The organism is Pseudomonas sp. NFPP25, assembly GCF_900116505.1.
GTDB lineage: Bacteria > Pseudomonadota > Gammaproteobacteria > Pseudomonadales > Pseudomonadaceae > Aquipseudomonas > Aquipseudomonas protegens.
The window spans coordinates 64,144-80,749 of record NZ_FPBG01000007.1 but is presented as its reverse complement, the minus strand read 5'-3'; the positions used below and the strand labels follow the sequence as shown (position 1 = coordinate 80,749).

Annotated in this window: 19 protein-coding genes; 10 read left to right on the top strand and 9 right to left on the bottom strand. The window is 66.6% G+C overall.

Annotation, left to right across the window (positions count from 1 at the left end; genetic code table 11):
• The first annotated feature begins 39 nt into the window (after positions 1–39).
• Positions 40–1,296, top strand: coding sequence for a cytosine deaminase (gene codA, locus BM382_RS25570; protein ID WP_072444590.1), 1,257 nt, complete (start codon positions 40–42; stop codon positions 1,294–1,296).
• An 83-nt stretch (positions 1,297–1,379) separates the two neighbouring features.
• On the opposite strand, the gene BM382_RS25565 is transcribed toward codA, so the two are convergent.
• On the bottom strand, positions 1,380–2,369 hold the full coding sequence (locus tag BM382_RS25565) for a hypothetical protein (protein ID WP_072444591.1): 990 nt from the start codon (positions 2,367–2,369) through the stop codon (positions 1,380–1,382).
• Positions 2,370–2,477: 108 nt separating this feature from the next.
• Entirely contained in the window at positions 2,478–3,476 is a 999-nt protein-coding gene (locus tag BM382_RS25560; protein WP_019092926.1) for a cyclase family protein, read from the bottom strand.
• A 98-nt stretch (positions 3,477–3,574) separates the two neighbouring features.
• Here BM382_RS25560 and BM382_RS25555 point away from each other — a divergent pair, with 98 nt between their 5' ends.
• Positions 3,575–4,465, top strand: a complete 891-nt coding sequence (locus BM382_RS25555) for a LysR family transcriptional regulator (RefSeq protein ID WP_019092925.1) — start codon at positions 3,575–3,577, stop codon at positions 4,463–4,465.
• Positions 4,466–4,468: 3 nt separating this feature from the next.
• Here BM382_RS25555 and BM382_RS25550 read toward each other — a convergent pair whose 3' ends face one another.
• Positions 4,469–4,939, bottom strand: a complete 471-nt coding sequence (locus tag BM382_RS25550) for an Lrp/AsnC family transcriptional regulator (RefSeq protein ID WP_011062321.1) — start codon at positions 4,937–4,939, stop codon at positions 4,469–4,471.
• A 241-nt stretch (positions 4,940–5,180) separates the two neighbouring features.
• Here BM382_RS25550 and BM382_RS25545 point away from each other — a divergent pair, with 241 nt between their 5' ends.
• Positions 5,181–6,332 carry an MFS transporter gene (locus BM382_RS25545; RefSeq protein WP_011062322.1) on the top strand — a complete coding sequence of 384 codons (1,152 nt, stop codon included), beginning with the start codon at positions 5,181–5,183 and terminating at the stop codon, positions 6,330–6,332.
• 367 nt (positions 6,333–6,699) lie between these two features.
• Here the strand turns inward: BM382_RS25545 and BM382_RS25540 are convergent, their stop codons facing one another.
• The 4 genes from BM382_RS25540 to BM382_RS31930 all read right to left on the bottom strand — a co-directional run bounded on the left by BM382_RS25540 (position 6,700) and on the right by BM382_RS31930 (position 11,012).
• Complete coding sequence (locus BM382_RS25540) at positions 6,700–9,141, bottom strand: TonB-dependent siderophore receptor (RefSeq protein ID WP_072444592.1); 2,442 nt, start codon at positions 9,139–9,141, stop codon at positions 6,700–6,702.
• A 97-nt stretch (positions 9,142–9,238) separates the two neighbouring features.
• Entirely contained in the window at positions 9,239–10,222 is a 984-nt protein-coding gene (locus BM382_RS25535; protein WP_072444593.1) for a FecR family protein, read from the bottom strand.
• 43 nt (positions 10,223–10,265) lie between these two features.
• On the bottom strand, positions 10,266–10,766 hold the full coding sequence (locus BM382_RS25530) for a sigma-70 family RNA polymerase sigma factor (RefSeq protein ID WP_011062325.1): 501 nt from the start codon (positions 10,764–10,766) through the stop codon (positions 10,266–10,268).
• 93 nt (positions 10,767–10,859) lie between these two features.
• Positions 10,860–11,012, bottom strand: coding sequence for a hypothetical protein (locus BM382_RS31930; RefSeq protein ID WP_011062326.1), 153 nt, complete (start codon positions 11,010–11,012; stop codon positions 10,860–10,862).
• 124 nt (positions 11,013–11,136) lie between these two features.
• On the opposite strand from BM382_RS31930, the gene BM382_RS32205 reads away from it, so the two are divergent.
• The 3 genes from BM382_RS32205 to BM382_RS25515 all read left to right on the top strand — a co-directional run bounded on the left by BM382_RS32205 (position 11,137) and on the right by BM382_RS25515 (position 12,716).
• Entirely contained in the window at positions 11,137–11,712 is a 576-nt protein-coding gene (locus tag BM382_RS32205) for a helix-turn-helix domain-containing protein (RefSeq protein ID WP_011062327.1), read from the top strand.
• Positions 11,713–11,781: 69 nt separating this feature from the next.
• Positions 11,782–12,228, top strand: a complete 447-nt coding sequence (locus tag BM382_RS25520; RefSeq protein ID WP_015636386.1) for a hypothetical protein — start codon at positions 11,782–11,784, stop codon at positions 12,226–12,228.
• Between the two features lie 41 nt (positions 12,229–12,269).
• Positions 12,270–12,716, top strand: coding sequence for a GNAT family acetyltransferase (locus tag BM382_RS25515; protein ID WP_072444594.1), 447 nt, complete (start codon positions 12,270–12,272; stop codon positions 12,714–12,716).
• 17 nt (positions 12,717–12,733) lie between these two features.
• Here BM382_RS25515 and BM382_RS25510 read toward each other — a convergent pair whose 3' ends face one another.
• Positions 12,734–13,150: a hypothetical protein gene (locus BM382_RS25510; protein ID WP_072444595.1), complete on the bottom strand. Its 417-nt coding sequence runs from the start codon at positions 13,148–13,150 to the stop codon at positions 12,734–12,736.
• Positions 13,151–13,355: 205 nt separating this feature from the next.
• Positions 13,356–14,171, bottom strand: a complete 816-nt coding sequence (locus tag BM382_RS25505) for an AraC family transcriptional regulator (RefSeq protein ID WP_011062330.1) — start codon at positions 14,169–14,171, stop codon at positions 13,356–13,358.
• 540 nt (positions 14,172–14,711) lie between these two features.
• Here BM382_RS25505 and BM382_RS25500 point away from each other — a divergent pair.
• From BM382_RS25500 to BM382_RS25485, 4 genes are read left to right on the top strand one after another with little or no spacing between them, the layout of a single operon-like run.
• A complete protein-coding gene (locus BM382_RS25500; RefSeq protein ID WP_015636389.1) occupies positions 14,712–15,029 on the top strand; it encodes a YXWGXW repeat-containing protein in 318 nt (105 codons plus the stop codon).
• Positions 15,030–15,077: 48 nt separating this feature from the next.
• Complete coding sequence (locus BM382_RS25495; protein ID WP_015636390.1) at positions 15,078–15,659, top strand: RNA polymerase sigma factor; 582 nt, start codon at positions 15,078–15,080, stop codon at positions 15,657–15,659.
• Positions 15,656–16,087: a hypothetical protein gene (locus BM382_RS25490; protein WP_072444597.1), complete on the top strand. Its 432-nt coding sequence runs from the start codon at positions 15,656–15,658 to the stop codon at positions 16,085–16,087. Before BM382_RS25495 ends, BM382_RS25490 begins: the two co-directional genes overlap by 4 nt.
• The gene (locus BM382_RS25485; RefSeq protein WP_019094676.1) at positions 16,084–16,563 is read left to right on the top strand and encodes a periplasmic heavy metal sensor; all 480 of its coding nucleotides are present in this window, start codon (positions 16,084–16,086) and stop codon (positions 16,561–16,563) included. Before BM382_RS25490 ends, BM382_RS25485 begins: the two co-directional genes overlap by 4 nt.
• The last annotated feature ends 43 nt before the right edge of the window (positions 16,564–16,606 follow it).

The window sequence follows — 16,606 nt, the reverse complement described above, 5'->3', positions numbered from 1 at the left end:
TGCTGAACCGCTGATTGCCCGACCCGAGGAACCGCTCCGATGCTGATCACCAACGCCCGCCTGCGCCACCGTGAAGGCCTGCACCAACTGCACCTGGAAAACGGCCGCATCGCCCGCATCGTCCAGCAGGGCCCGGACGCCCCCACCGCCGCGCCGGCCTTCGGCCCCGAGCACCTGGATGCCGGCGGCAACCTGGTGGTGCCGCCCTTCGTCGAACCGCACATTCACCTGGACGCCACCCTCACCGCGGGCGAGCCGCGCTGGAACATGAGCGGCACCCTGTTCGAAGGCATCGAGTGCTGGGGCGAACGCAAGGCCACCATCACCGCCGAAGACACCCGCGCCCGCGCCCACAAGACCATCCGCGCCCTGGCCGCCCACGGCATCCAGCATGTACGCACCCATGTCGACGTCACCGACCCGGACCTCACCGCCCTCAAGGCCATGCTCGAAGTGCGCGAGCAAAGCGCGCACCTGATCGACCTGCAGATCGTCGCCTTCCCCCAGGAGGGCATCGAATCGTTCCGCAACGGCCGCGAGCTGATGGAAGAAGCCATCCGCCTGGGCGCCGATGTGGTGGGCGGTATTCCGCACTTCGAATACACCCGGGACCAGGGCGTGAGCTCGGTGAAGTTCCTCATGGACCTGGCCGAACGCACCGATTGCCTGGTGGACGTGCACTGCGACGAAACCGATGACCCGCATTCGCGCTTTCTTGAAGTGCTGGCCGAAGAAGCGCGCAGCCGGGGCATGGGCTCCCGGGTCACCGCCAGCCACACCACCGCCATGGGCTCCTACGACAACGCCTACTGCGCCAAGCTGTTCCGCCTGCTGGGGCATTCGGGCATCAGCTTCGTCTCCTGCCCCACCGAAAGCATCCACCTGCAGGGGCGCTTCGACAGCTTCCCGAAACGCCGCGGCGTGACCCGGGTCAATGAGCTGCTGGAGGCCGGGATGAACGTGTGCTTCGGCCAGGACTCGATTGTCGACCCCTGGTACCCCCTGGGTAACGGCAACATCCTGCGGGTACTGGAAGCCGGCCTGCACATCTGCCACATGCTCGGCTACCGCAACTTGCAGAACGCCCTGGACCTGGTCACCGACAACAGCGCCAAGGCCCTGGCCCTGGGCGAGCGCTACGGCATCGAAGAAGGTCGCCCGGCGAACCTGCTGATCCTGTCTGCCGACAGCGATTACGAAATGATCCGCAGCCAGGGCCTGGCGCTGTACTCCATCCGCCACGGCAAGGTGCTGATGCAACGGCAAATGGCCCAGGTGCAATGGCAAGACGCATGACCTGCAAAAAACCGTAGGCGCCAGCTTGCCGGCGAAGGCGCCCGTCAGATCGCCTTCGCCGGCAAGCCGGCTCCTGCAAGAAGCTACAAGCGCACGGCCTGACCAAACAGGCAGACCCGGCGCAGCTCGCCATCCTGTTCCTCCAGGCGCAACGGCGCGGTGCCGCCGGGCATCACCACCTGCACCTCGCCAGCCTTGACCCAGCCCACCCGCCACGCCGCGCTAGCCACGGCGCTGGCGCTGGTGCCCGACGACGCGGTCGGCCCTTCGCCCCGTTCGAACACCCGGGCGACGATGCGCTGCGCCGATTCCCGCGCCGCCCATTGCAGGTTGACCCCCGCCGGGCAGGGTTCGCCGCTGCCCAGGGGCAAGGCAAAAGCAGTGGCCGTCAGCCCTTCGGCCAGGGGCGCTTCGAGCATCTGCGGGTTGCCGGGCAAGGCCTCGGCATCCTCCAGCAGGGTCACGCAGTGGGGGTTGCCGATGCGCACGAACTGGCTGTGCTCCCACCGCGGGTCGAGTGCCTGCAACGGCGCCACCCGGCTCAGTTCGCGTCCGTTCAGGGTCACCGTCTCGACGCCAATGGCGGCCACCGCCTCGGGCCCGAAGGACGGCTGGCCGAGGTCCAGCCAGAACCCTGGCACCCCCGCCACCCGGGCCGGCTCCACCACGGTGGCCACCGGCGAGGTACCGGTGGGCTGGTCATGGTGCACCTGCAACAGGGTTGGCCCCTGCTCGGCCAGCAACCCCTGCTCGGCCAGGGCCTGGGCAAAGATGGTCAGGCCATTGCCACTGCGCTCGGCCAGGGTGCCGTCGGTGTTGACGATCAGCAGATCGAAGGGCGCCACGTCCTTGAACGGCCCCACCAGCAGACCATCGCTACGGTGGGCCTTGGCCCCCGGCGGGCGGGTGCCCGGAGCCCAGTCACAGAGGGCGGCGATGGCCTGCTCGCTCCACAAGCGCCGGTCCCGCGCGGCCTGGGCGGCGCTGCCGGGCAAGGCGACCCCCAGGCTGCGCAACCGCGCGGGTGTCACCACCCCATAGATGTTGCCCCGTGCATCGTAGAACGCCGCCATCACACCGCCTCCTGGAAAACCGAGCCGCTGACATTACGGAGAAACCGGCGGCTCGACCAGAGGCCTGGAGACTCCCGGTGAGCGCGCGGGGCATCGCCACGCCTCGGCTCAGCGGATCGGCAGGGCCATGGGGCGGATCGGCGCGGCGTCCGCGCCACGCAACTTGAGCGAGGCACCGATAAAGGCGAACTGGTAGACCTTGTCCCGGGCCAGCCCTTCCAGGTTCACCAGCTCCATGATCGGCGCGCCCTGCATCGCCAGCAGGTAAGTGTGCAGCGGCAGGTAGTTGCCCTCGACCTCGGACGGGAAGGTTTCAAAGCTCAGGTTGTCCGCCCCCACCACCATGGCGCCGCCCTCTTCCACCAGGAACTTCGCCGCGTCCAGGCTCAGGCCCGGCGGGTTGGCCATGTAGCGCTGGGCATTGTCGTAGTCACGCATGCGCCCGGTGCGGATCAGCACCACGTCGCCCTTTTCCAGCGCCACCTTCTGCCTGGCCAGGGCCTGCTGCAGGTCGGCGCGGGTGACCCGGTAGCTGTCCGCCAACTGCTCCAGGCCCTTGGCCGCGGGCACATCGATCAGCACACCGCGAGCAATGATCGGCGGCAGTTTTTCCGCACCAGTGACGTTCCAGCCGCGGTCCCCCAGGTGCTGGTCGGCGCGGTAGCCGTTCCAGATCTTGCCGTTGAGGCCGAAGTGGTTCAGGGCATCGATATGGGTGCCCATATGGGCGTACATCGACACCGCCGAACCGCTGTAGCTGACGTGCTGGTTCATTGGCTCGCCCACTTGCATCGGGTCGGCGATCACGTTGCCGTGGGGGGTGTGGGTCATCCACATCTGGTAAGGCGGGTCGCCGGCGGCCTGCCAGCTGGGCATGCCGACAAAGTAATCCACCGCCAGGTCATAGGCCTGTTCACCAGTGACCCGGGCCATGATCGCCGCCCGGGACTGGGGGGTGATCAGGTTCAGGCGACCGATCTCGTCCTTGGGGCCCCATGGGCTGATGCCCACCTCGGGCCGGGCCGCCTCGGCGGCACTGCACAGCCCGCTGACCAGGGACAGGGCCAGTAGCCCGGAAACCATCTTCGACATTGCGCGAATCGCCATGACAACACTCCTGTGAAATGAGGTGCCCATGGTATTGAGTGGCAGATCAGAGATAATCAGCCATTTCGTGGATACATATTCAACCCGGGAGAAACAATATGGATGTGTTGTTGGCCATGCGCACCTTTCGCCGGGTGGCGGAACGCTCCAGTTTCAGCCAGGCCGCCACCGACCTCGGGCAGTCCACGGCGGCGGTGAGCAAGCAGGTGCGCCAGTTGGAAGAGCGCCTGGGCAGCCTGTTGATCCTGCGCACCACCCGACGCATGAGCCTGTCGGAGGCCGGGCAGCGCTACTTCAGCGAGTGCTGCCACCTGCTGGACGAACTGGACGCCCTGGAGCGGGCCACCCAGGCCGGCCTGCACGAACCCGGCGGGCGCCTGCGAGTGAATGCGCCACTGTCCTTCGGGCTCAAGGTGCTGTCGCCGATCCTGGTGGCCTTCATGCAGCGCTACCCGCAATTGCAGGTGGACCTGACCCTCAACGACCAGGTGCTGGACGTGGTGGGCGAAGGCTTCGACGTGTCGCTGCGGATTCGCCGGCAACTGGAGGACTCCTCGCTGATCGCCCGCCAGCTGGGGCAGGTGGAGCAGATCATCTGCGCCGCGCCGGCCTACCTGCAGGCCGCGGGCACGCCGGCAAGCATCGCCGACCTGCATCAGCACCGCTGCCTGGCCTACCGCCTGGCGGAACACCCGGGGCGCTGGCACCTGCAAGGCCCGGAAGGCCAGACGCGGCTGGAGCTGCCGGTGCATTTTTCCGCGGACAACAGCCTGCTGCTGGCCGACATGCTGGTGGCCGGCCTGGGCATCGGCGCCCTGCCGGGCTTTGTCGCCCAGCCATTGCTGGACAGCGGCCAACTGCTGCGGGTGCTGCCGGACCAGCACCTGCCCGGGCGGCATATCTATGCGCTGTACCCCAGCCAGCGGCACCTGTCGCAGAAGGTCCGGGTGTTCGTGGATTTCCTGGTGGAAGCGCTGCAGGCCCCCTGAACCTCAGCCGGCCGTGGGCACTTCCAGGCCGACCTTGACCCGGTTCATCGCCACCAGGGTCTTGAAGCGCTTGACGTTGGGGTTGTCGAAGAACAGTTCGCGGGTCAGCTGGGTGTACTGGGCCATGTTGCGCACGCAGAAAATCAGCACGAAATCGCACTCGCCGGCCACGTAGTAGCACTGCTGGACCTGGGGGCAGGCCTGGAAGTTGCGCTTGAGGGCGTCGATCTGGTCGATGCGCTCACTCTCCACTTGCACCTCGACGATGATGCTCAGTTCGTGCCCCAGGGCATCCGGCGCGACGATGGCGCTGTAGCGCTCGATCACCCCCTCGTCGCAGAGGCGCTTGAGCCGCCGGTTGACCGCGGCGGTGGACAGGTTGACCCGCAGCCCCAGCTCGCTTTGCGCGGTGCTGGCGTCACGTTGCAGCTCGGCGAGCAGCTTCAGGTCGTAGGCGTCGAGGCTGGCATTCATGGGCAGGAAAACTCCGGGAAGAAACGGCACGCACTGCAACGTTTTTGTGCACAGCCGCCGATTATGTGAAACAAACCGCCAGCCTGCGCAAATTTATTTCACCCGCAACCCTGTGCAGAAGCACTGCGCTGCGGATTTCTGCAACCTTCGAGGGCCAGATTTGTCACAATCCCCACCCGGCCGCCATCACGCCATGGGGGCATCAGGCGGCCGGCAGCGAGTTCGATCGCCAAGGATTTTTATGACTGCCAGCAACACCCACTTCCAGGCCACCCCCGGCCGCCTCGAACAGATGTCCACGCGCATCGCCTTTTTCATCGCCGGCTTCGGCATTGCCGCCTGGGCCCCGCTGGTGCCCTACGCCAAGGCCCGGGCCGGGCTCGACGAAGGCACCCTGGGCCTGTTGCTGCTGTGCCTGGGGGTGGGCTCGATCCTTGCGATGCCGATTGCCGGCGCCCTGGCCGGGCGCTTCGGCTGCCGCAAAGTGATGGCCGGCGGCACCCTGCTGATCTGCCTGGCCCTGCCCTTGCTGGCCACCCTGACCTCGATTCCGCTGCTGATGGCCGCGCTGTTCATGTTCGGCGCCGGGCTGGGCGGCGTGGATTCCACGGTCAACCTGCAGGCGGTGATTGTCGAGCGGGCCAGCGGCAAGACCATGATGTCGGGCTTTCACGGGCTGTTCAGCCTGGGCGGGATCGTCGGCGCCGCGGGGGTCAGTGCCCTGCTCGGCCTGGGCCTGTCGCCCCTGGGCGCGACCCTGGTGGTGATCGCCCTGATGCTGCTGGCGCTGCTCAAGGCCGCGCCGCACATGCTGCCCTATGGCAGCCAGAGCTCGGGCCCGGCCTTTGCCGTGCCCCATGGTGTGGTGCTGTTCATCGGCTGCCTGTGCTTCGTGGTGTTCCTCGCCGAAGGCGCGGTGCTGGACTGGAGCGCGGTCTTCCTCACCGCCGAGCGCGATCTGGATGCCGCCTACGCCGGCCTGGGCTACGCCGCCTTCGCCCTGACCATGACCCTGGGCCGCCTGACGGGCGATGCCATCGTCCATCGCCTGGGCGCGCGCCGGGTGATCATCATCGGCGGCACCACGGCCGCCGCTGGCCTGTTGCTGGCGACCCTGGCCCCGGCCTGGGAGGCGGCGCTGGTGGGTTATGCCCTGGTGGGCGCGGGTTGCTCGAACATAGTGCCGGTGCTCTACACCGCCGTGGGCAAGCAGAACGTCATGCCCGAAAGCATCGCCGTGCCGGCCATCACCACCCTGGGTTACGCCGGCATCCTGGCCGGGCCGGCGGTGATCGGCTTCATTGCCCATGGCAGCAGCCTGAGCGCGGCCTTCGGCCTGATCGCCGTCCTGCTGCTGGCGGTGGCCGCCAGCGGCAAGGTACTCAAGGTCTGAGCCACTTAAGCACAGCATTGCACCAGGGATTCGCCGCCGTCCCTGTAGGAGCTGGCTTACCAGCGAAGGGGCCGCCAGCCATGGCCCATCCCCAGAACCTGCGTCGTCCTGGGAATTCGCCGGCAAGCCGGCTCCTACAGGCGCACCCTCCCTGCAGGAGCTGGCTTGCCAGCGAAGGGGCCACCAATCAGGGCCCATCCTCCAGAACCTGCGCCGCTCGGGGGATTCGCCGGCAAGCCGGCTCCTACAGGCGCCACCATCCCTGTAGGAGCTGGCTTGCCAGCGAAGGGGCCGCCAGCCATGGCCCATCTCCCAGAACCTGCGCCGCTCTGGGGATTCGCCGGCAAGCCGGCGCCTGTTGCGGGGGTCAGAAGCCGACGCTGGCCTGGACAAAGAAGGTCCGGGGCGCGCCCACGTAGATCCCCGAGTTGTTGTCGCTGGAACGGGTGAAGTACTGGCGGTCGAAGACGTTCTTCACGCCGGCCCCCAGCTTCAGGTTCGACAACTGCGGCCCGAAGTCATAGCCACCACGGATGTTCCACAGCACATAACCCGGCATGTCGCCGTACCGGCCATCGGCGCTGCCATCGGTGATGTAGTTGCCGTTGAAGCTGCCGTTGGCGTTCACCCCGGTGCCCGGCGAGTGCTGCTTGGACTGGGCGAAGGCGTCGATGTTGTAGGTCCAGCGGTCGATGTCGTAGCGCAGGCCGACAGTGGCCACCTGGCGCGAGTAGAACGGCAGGTCGCGGCCCTTGAAGCCGGGGATCTCGCCTTCATAGCTGGCGCGGGTGTAGGTGAAGCCGGCGTTGGCGGTCAGGCCGTCAAGGCGCGGGTCCAGGGCTGCCAGGTCGTAATGCATCGAGGCTTCCAGGCCCTGGTGCTTGGTGGCCCCCAGGTTGGTCCAGCCCACGTCGTTGCTGATGTATTGCAGCTCGTCATCGAAGTCGATGTAGAACAGCGTCACTTCACCGCCCCATACATCGTCGTTGTAGCGAGTGCCGATCTCGTAGGTCTTGGCCTTCTCCGGGCTCAGGCCGTTGGCCGTCTGGTTGCCCTTGCCGCCCTGGCCCAGCTGGAAGTACTGCAGGCTGCCAAAGGAAGTCTCGTAGTTGGCGAACAGCTTCCAGGCATCGGACAGGTGATACATCACGCTCAGGGCCGGCAACGGTTCGTTGCTGTCGATGCTGCGGCGCTTCTCCTGCACTCGCACGCCGTTGGTGCCCGGGACCGGCCGGTCGTGCCAGTTGGTGCTGATGTCCTCGAAGCGGATGCCCGGGGTGATGGTCCAGTTGCCGACGTCGATCTTGTCGTCGATGTAGTAGGCATTGGCCTCGGTGCCGCCGGTACGGTCCTGGTAGACATGGCCGTCGGAATCCGCGGTGAGCACCGGCTGGTTGTTCACCAGGGCCACGCGGCTGGCCTGTTCATGCATGCCTTCCTTGAGGTAGCGATAACCCACGCTGACTTCCTGGGTGGTGGGCCCCAGGTCGAACACATGGGACACCCGCGGCTCGATGCCGAAGGTGTAGTAGGTGCGCGGGTAGGAGACCAGGGTCTTCTGGTCGCTGGCGGCAATGTTGCTGCCGCGGAAGCTGTCGGAGTAGTAGGTCAGCACTTCGAACTGGGTGCGGTCGTCGACCTGGCGCTGGTACTTGAAGGACACATCCTTGCGCCGGCCGCTGAAGTTGTCCCAGTCGCGATCGGAGTCGTAGGGCTTGGCGTCGTACTGCTTCTGGGTCAAGCCGCCGGGCATGTCGGCGGTGGCGTCGTAGTAATGCAGGTTGAACCAGAACTCGTCCTGCTCGGTGGGTGCCCAGTGGGTCTTGAGGATCACGTCGTCGATGTCGTTGCCGTTGTTGCCCTCGCGGTAGCCATTGCCGTTGACCCCGGAATACAGCAGCGCCACCCCCAGGCCGTTGTCCGCAGTGCCGCCGAGGAAAGCCGTGTCGATGTGCTTCCAGCCGCCCTGCCGGGAGGTTTCCAGGGTGGTGCCGATTTCCCCGGTGGCCTTTTCCGGAATCGCCCGGGTCACGAAGTTGATCACCCCGCCGACGTTCTGCGGCCCGTAGCGTACGGAACCGGCGCCGCGCACCACATCGATGCTGTCCAGGTTGCCGGAGGAAATCGGCGCCATGGACAACTGCGGCTGGCCATAGGGTGCAAAGGCCGCCGGCACGCCGTCGATCAGCACCGTTGAGCGCGGCGACAGGCGCGAGGTCAGGCCGCGCACGCCGACGTTCAGGGAAATATCGCTGCCACCGGTGCCGTTGGCATCCTGGACCTGCACCCCGGGCACCCGGCGCAGCACGTCGCCGACGTTCATCGCGCCCTGCTCCACCATGGCCTCGCGGCGGATCACCGTACGTGCACCGGGGTGGTTCTGGACCTTTTGCACATCGGCATCGCCCAGCCAGTCGCCCACCACGCTGATGCTGCTGGTGCCCAGTTCCAGTGCACCGCCCGTGGCTGCCGGAGCCGGGCTCAGGGTCACCGAACCGCCGTCGATCCGGTATTGCAGGCCACTGCCCTGGAGCAACTGGCCCAGGGCCTGTTCCGGGGACAGGTTGCCGTCCACCGCCGGGGCCTGCTTGCCGGCCACCAGCTCGGGGCTGAAGAACACCTGCAACGAGGTCTGCAGGCCCAACTGGCTCAGGGCCTGGCCCAGCGCCTGGGCCTGGATGTGAATGGCGGCGGCTTGCCCGGCCTGGGCCTGGGGCAAGGCCGCACTGACCGCCAGGGCCAGGGCCAGGGGCAGCCAGCGGCGCGCGGGTAACGGGGATATGGCGGGAGAAACGGCTATTTTTTTCACGTCGGCGGCAGTCCTGTCGATCACACTAAGGTGCGTCTGTTAATGCAAACCAGTTGCAGTTGGACAAGAAGACGATGAACTGAAAAAAAACCTGAATCTAACGTGAAAAAATTTCCTGGCTACCGTCGGCAAGGGTCCGCACCTCCACCGGCAGGATGCTCGGCAGGGCCTTGAGCAGGGCCTGGGTGTCGTCGGACTTGAACACGCTGGTCAGGCGCAGCTCACCCACTGCGGCGCTGGCCACCCGCAGGGGCTGTTCGCGATAACGCGAGACTTCGGCCACCACCTCGGCCAGGGAGGCGTTGTTGAATACCAGCTTGCCACTGCGCCAGGCCGTGAGCGCCTCGGGGTTCACCGCGTAGGCCTGAGCCACCTTGCCGTGCTCATCGACATGGGTGCCCTGGCCCGGGGTCAGGGCAATGAAATCATCCGTCGCGGCGTCGCGCCCCTGCACCTTGACCCGGCCCTGCTCCACCGCCACCCGGGTCTGGCGTTCATCGCGGCGCACATCGAAGCGGGTGCCGGTGACCGTGACCTTGCCCGCTCCCGCCGCCACCACGAAGGGCCGATCCGTGTCGTGCTCGACGTTGAACAGGGCTTCGCCTTCCACCAGCTCGATCAGCCGCTGGTTCCGGGCATAACGCACCTGCAGGTGGCTGCGGCTGTTCAGGTCGATCTGCGAGCCATCGGGCAAGGCCACATGGCGGCGCTCGCCCAGGGCGGTCACGAATTGCGCACTGTAGGAAACCGGCTGGTTGAGGCCACTGAACAGCCCCAGGCCCACGGCCAGCGCCGCCACCCCGGCAGCCAGGGCAAAGCGCAGCAGCGGGCGCCGCCGGGCCTTGGCCGGCGGGGTGGCGCACAGCGCTTGCAGGCGCGCCCTGGGCACCAGGTCGGTGGCCGCCCACAGGGCTTCGAGCAACTGGAACTCGTGCCGGTGCTGCAGATCCTCGGCCAGCCACTGCTGGAACCGCAGTTGCTGCTCCGGGCTCACCTCGGGCTCCTGCAGCCGCGTGAACCAGGCCGCCGCCTCGTCACGAATCCTGGCCTGCGCGCTGGCGCAATCGCGGCTGTCCATCATGCAAATTCCTGTTTGGCAGAGGGTGAGAAATCGCCACGACTGATCATGGGGCCGACCCGTCCAGACGGTCGCGCAGATGCCGCAGGGTGCGGATCATATACTTTTCCACCATGTTCTTTGACAGCCCCAGGCGCTCGGCGATCTCGGCCTGGGTCAGGCCCTCGATCTTCTGCCAGACAAACACCTTGCGACAGTTGACCGGTAACTCGCCAAGCGCCCGTTCGATGGAATCGGCCAACTGGATCGCGTGCATGAAATGCTCCGGGTCGCCGCTGGGCGACACGCTGAGGTGGACCCCCTGTTCTTCCAGGGCACCGCGCCGGTCTTCTCGGCGAAAGGCATCCACGGCGATATTGCGCGCGGTCTGATGCAGGTAGGCGCGCGGCTGCTGCACCGTGGCGGCATCGGATTCCAGCACCCGGACAAAGGTGTCGTGGGCCAGGTCCTCGGCCTGCTGGCGATTGCGCAAGCGCCGGGTCCAGGTGCCGATCAACTCTTCGTAGTGCTCGAAAAAGCCTGGTCTGCGGGGCGGCTTGGCTGTCATCGCGGGGCGCTGGGGAAGTGGGGCGTGAATAGTAATGCTTCGCATTAATGCAGGCAATGGATTCACCGCCCACCTCGCGCCCGGCGGTCGGCCCTAGCGGCTGTACCAGCGCGGCGACTCGACAAACAGGTGAGTCTGCCCCGCCACCAGCCAGTCCCCCAGGCACTGTTGCAGGTGGGCCAGGCAATGCACGGCCAGGTAGATTTCGTGGTACGGAATGACCATCAGGCGCAGGCTCAGGCCCATGGGCCCGCCTTGTACAATCGGTTCATCTCGGCGCCCTTGTTTTATTTATACCGAACAATTAACCGATATAATGAACGGCGAAATTTATCTGCGTCAAGAGAATCAAGGATGATTTAATAGAGATATGAATGATAAAACGAACGACCCAACCTCCCTGTCGCCCATCGGCCTGCTGGCCATGGCCATCAAGCGCGAGCGCCTGAACGCTGGTTTCTCCGTTTCGGAACTGGCCAAGCGGGCTGCGGTGGCCAAGTCCACCCTGTCCCAGCTGGAAGCCGGGCTGGGCAACCCGAGCATCGAGACCCTGTGGGCCCTGGCCCAGGCCATGGGCTTGCAGGTGACGCGGTTTTTCCAGCAACCGGCGCATCAGCTGAAAGTCATCCGTGCCCACGAAGGCACCACCGCCCATGCCGAGGATGCCCACTACGCGGCGACCCTGCTCGATGACTGCCCGCCGGGGGCGCAGCGCGACCTGTATCGCCTGAAGGCGCAACCCGGCCAGGCGCGCCAGTCCAAGGCCCACCTGCCGGGCACCGTGGAACACCTGGTGATCTGCAGCGGGCGGGCCCTGGCCGGGCCTGCGGACAGCCCGGTGAGCCTGGAGGCCGGCGACTACATCCGCTACAGCGCCGACCTGCCCCACGTGTTCGAAGCCCTGGAGGCCGACACCACGGCGATCCTGGTCATCGAACATCGCTAGAGCCCGGGCATTTATCTGCAGGGCCAAGTCTGGAATCATGGCCCCCCGCCTCAACAGGAGTGAGCATCAATGCCGTATTTCTCCCGCCGCGCGCCCCTCCTCGGCCTGCTGCTGGCCAGCCTTGCTGCCCAGGCCGCCCCCAAGCAGGACCAGGACCTTCACATCTACTACAGCATGGTGCCCGGCCAGTTCATGCTGATCGGCAAGGAGCCCGATGGCGGGCCGACCTACTCGGGCACCGCGGTGATCCGCTACGAGAACCAGGCCCTGACCCTGGTCAAGACCATCGACGGCAAGACCACCACCGCCACCGGCAAAGTGGAGCGGGCCACCATGGCCGAGGCCGATGTGCTGCGTTTCAGCTGGCCGGGGCACAACGCCACCTGCCTGGTGCGCGGCGACCTGGACAACTACTCACGCTTGAGCTGCTACTGGACCCGGGACGGGGTGGACCACAAGGAACCGGGGCTGGAGGCCTATTTCCCCACCGAAACCTGGCCCGGCCATCAGGACTGAAACCCGCCCTTCTGTGCTCCCACACTTTAGCGAGCCACGCCATGATCCAGATCGTCGAATACAGCAACCCCCACCATCGCCAGCCCGTGATCGACCTGTGGAACCGCAGCTTCGGCTACGACACGGCCCACAACACCCCGAGCCTGGCCATCGACCGCAAGCTCGCGGTGGATGACGCTCTGTTCTTCGTCGCCCTGGACCAAGGACAGGTCATAGGCACCCTGATGGCCGGCTATGACGGCCACCGCGGCTGGCTCTACGCCCTGGCGGTGGACCCGCAACAGCGCCGGCTCGGCACTGGCCGGGCCCTGGTGCGTCATGGCGAACAAGCCCTGCAGGGCCGCGGCTGCCTGAAGATCAACCTGCAGATCCTCAGCAGCAACGCCGCCGTGCAAAGCTTCTACCAGACCCTGGGCTATCAGGTCGAACCACGGATCAGCATGGGCAAGGTGATCAGCGCCAACCTCCCCGAACACCTGCGTGGCTAGGGGCCGCCGCCCCGCCCTCACCAGTTGTGCCGGTTGCTGCGCGGTGGCGCCAGCAGTTGCTGGGCCAGGCTGGCGGCCGCCAGCGGCGAGGCACTGAGCAACAGCGGATAACCCCAGAACTTTTCATAGGTATCGGCAAAGGCCTCGACCCCGGCCTGGGCCTCGGGTTCCGGGGCGATGACGATCATGGCCTTGATCCAGCGACGGATCGCCGCCTTGTTGCGTTTCATCCATAACGCCCCCTGCTTGAGCAATGCCTTGCTCTGCTCGGTGTTGCGCTGCGCAGGATCGGGCATGGCATCGCTCATCAGGACAAAGGCCTGACCGCGCTGCATCAACGCCTCCAACTGCTGGAACGGCTCGACTCCCGGCTGCCCGGCGCCTTTGGCGGGGCGCATCCAGACCAGGGGAAAATGCTGATGATCGAAGTACATGGGAACACCTCAAGAAAGCTGACAAACAAGAATGGTTATCATCTTCCCGTATGAACCTGTCCGCATCAGTCGAGATTGACAAATTATTGATCAATCCGGCCAAACGACCGCAGTGATGGAGGTGGCCGTGGCGGTTTTGCAGGCGCTGGTGTGCGTCAAGCAAGGCCCTGCGAGCCTTTGCGCAGCCTCGCGGGCTCGGCAGCGGCTACAGGGGTAGGTCGTGTTCCAGGGCCTGGCGGCGTTCGGCAAAGAAGCGCCCCGGCGGCTGGCCGACGGCTTTCTTGAACATGCGGATAAAGGCGCTGGCGCTGTCATAGCCCAGGGTCAGCGCGACCCGTTCCACCGAGTCGCCCCGGCCCAATTGCTTGAGCCCCAGAAGAATGTGCAACTGGCGCTGCCAGCGGCCGAAGCTCAGGCCGGTCTCGGCCACAATCAGACGGCTCAGGCTGCGTTCGCTGAGGCCGATCTGCTCGGCCCATTGCCCAAGGCTCAGGCGGCGTTCCGGCTGTTCAAGGATCTGCCCGGCCAGGCGCCGCAGCTGTTCATGCCGGGGCATGGGCAGGTGGATCTGCTCCCGGGGCGCCGCCGCCAGCTCGTCCAGGGCCACGGCCATCAACCGCCCCTCGGCACCCTGCTGGTCATAGAGATAGGGCAATTGCGCGCAGCGTTGCAGCAGCTCCTGCAATAGGGGCGACACTGCCAGGGTGCAGCAGGCCTGCGGCAGTGAGCGGGCATGCTCGGGTTCGACGAACAGGCAATAGCCCAGGGCGTTCTCCAACCCCTGGACCCGATGGTCGGTGGCGCTGGGGATCCATACCGCGCATTGCGGCGGGGCCAGCCACAGGCCCTCGGCGCTCTCGCAACTGAGCACGCCGGACAATGGGAACAGCAGCTGGGCCTTGCGGTGGCTGTGCCACGGCCGCTCCCAGCGCTGTTCCTGAGTCGAGATGCGCAAGGCGCACACCGGGCGCGCAATCGCATCCGGATCCTGGGGCTGATCCTGTTCGTTCAAGACGGGCATCCACCTTCCTCCACGGCATCGGGCCATGCCCGCCATCAAGCCGACGGCCAGGCATGCCCTGCAAGGTCGAGGATTGTGCCGGGCCCCTGGGGGTTAGCCAAGAACCGCGGGGCACGCCGCTCTTCATCCCTGCGCCCTAGCGGTAGTAGCCATAGCGATAGCAGCAGCCGTGGTAGTGCCCGGGGTAAACCACGCAACCGCCCAGGGAGAGCAGGGTGGCCATGACAATCAGCAGTGCAATGCGACGGGACATGGTGAATTCCTCATGGGTTCAGTGATACGACCGGCAAGCGCCACTGGCGACCATCGCCAGCCGTGGCTGCACGGTTACTGATTCAACGGCGTAGCGCGCAGAGATCCGTCGCCGCCCCTGCACAAATATTTCCAGCCGCCGCTGCCCGCGCCCTGCCCCCGCCAGCTGAACCCGGGTTGAACCGGACGCGGATAAAAATTTCATTTGCCCGCGACGGATTCCCAGCCCATCTATCGTTGAACCCATCAGCTGCGTTCATCAGCGAACGCAGGCCTGAAGGAGTCATCATGAAGCTTGTCCGTTCCCTGCTGCGTCTGCGCACGTTGCTGCTGATCCCCCTGGCACTTGGTGCGCTGGCAAGCACGCCCTCCTATGCCGAAACCATCATCATCCAGCAGGCACCACCGCCCATGCGCTATGAGCCGATGCCGGTGGCCCGCCCCGGCTACGCCTGGGACCGCGGCAACTGGCGCTGGCGCGGGCATGGCTACGTCTGGGTGCCCGGCCACTGGCAACCGGTGATGCAGCGCGGGCACTGGATGCCCGGCCATTGGCAGGCCCATGGGCCGCGCTGGTACTGGGTCGAAGGCCGCTGGGTGCGCTGATGCCGTGATGCCCTGGACTACCCCGTTAGCGCACCGAGACTTGCCCACTTGAACGAAACCGACCCGGATCTGGAGTTGCTCAAACGCATCGGCAACAACGACGCGCAGGCCGTGAAGGAAATGGTCACGCGCAAGCTGCCGCGCCTGCTGGCCCTGGCCAGCCGGCTGCTGGGGGATGCCGACGAAGCCCGGGACATCGCCCAGGAGAGCTTCCTGCGGATCTGGAAACAGGCCGCCAGCTGGCGCAGCGAACAGGCACGGTTCGACACCTGGTTGCACCGGGTGGCGCTGAACCTGTGCTACGACCGCCTGCGCCGGCGCAAGGAACATGTGCCGGTCGATAGCGAGCACGCCTGCGAGGCCCTGGACACCCGCCCGGCGCCCGATGAACAACTGGAGGCCAGCGCGCAGAGCCGGCGCATGGCCCAGGCCCTGGACCAACTGCCGGATCGCCAGCGCGAGGCGATCGTCCTGCAGTACTACCAGGAACTGTCCAACACCGAGGCCGCGGCGCTGATGCAGATCAGCGTCGAAGCCCTGGAAAGCCTGCTGTCGCGGGCCCGGCGCAACCTGCGCAGCCACCTCGCCGAGGCCCCCGGCGCGGACCTCTCAGGAAGGAGAAAACCATGACCCCCGAACGCTTCGTGCACCTGGCCGACGCCTATGGCGCCGACCTGCAACGCTGGCCCAGCGCTGAACGCACCGCCGCCCAGGCCCTGCTCGACTGCGGTGATGCCCAGGCCGCGGCAGCCCTGCGCCAGGCGCACTGGCTCGACAGCCAGCTGGACCGCTACCAGGTGCCCGCACCGAACCCGGCCCTGGCCCGGCGCATCATCGCCGCCGCGCAGCAGCCCGGCGCGCCGTTCTGGAGCCGCTACGCCGGCTGGCTGGCCTCCCTGGGCTGGGTCGGGGTCGGCCTTACCGGAGTCGCCGCCGGCATGCTTGCGGTGGCCCTGAGCCTGCCGCTGTCGACCTCCGCCGAGGCCCTGCCCAGCGTGTTCGACCAGAGCGACGCGGAATTCGTCCTGAGCATCAATGCCGAGGAGGCCGAACAGTGAGCCTGTCCATGCGTGCGCTGAAAACCTGCCTGGTGCTGTCGCTGCTGATCAACGTGTTCCTGATCGGCGGCGTGGCCGGCGGCCTCTATCAGTGGCTTGGCCACCCCAAGCCGGCCCAGGCCCTGGCGGTACCCCAGCACGGCCTGCGCCAGGCCATGGCGCAGATGCCGGAAGAGCGCCGGCGCCAGTTGCGCCAGTTGCTGCGCCAGACTCGCATCGATAGCCAGCCGCTGATCATCGCCGGGCGCGAGGCGCGCCAGGCGGTGGTGCGTGAACTGGGGGCCGAACCACTGGACCGCAATGCCCTGGATGCCCAACTGGGCAAGTCCCGGGATGCCGACATCGCCCTGCGGGCCCGGGTCGACGAGGTCCTGGCCGACTTTGCCGGCAGCCTGTCGCTCAAGGAGCGCCAGCAACTGGTGGACGCCATGTACCTGCGGGGCCCGGGGAAAAACCGCGCAGCCAATAGAGATTGAAGGCCCGGCGACGGATTTCGCCCCGGGCCACGTTCAACCCTCA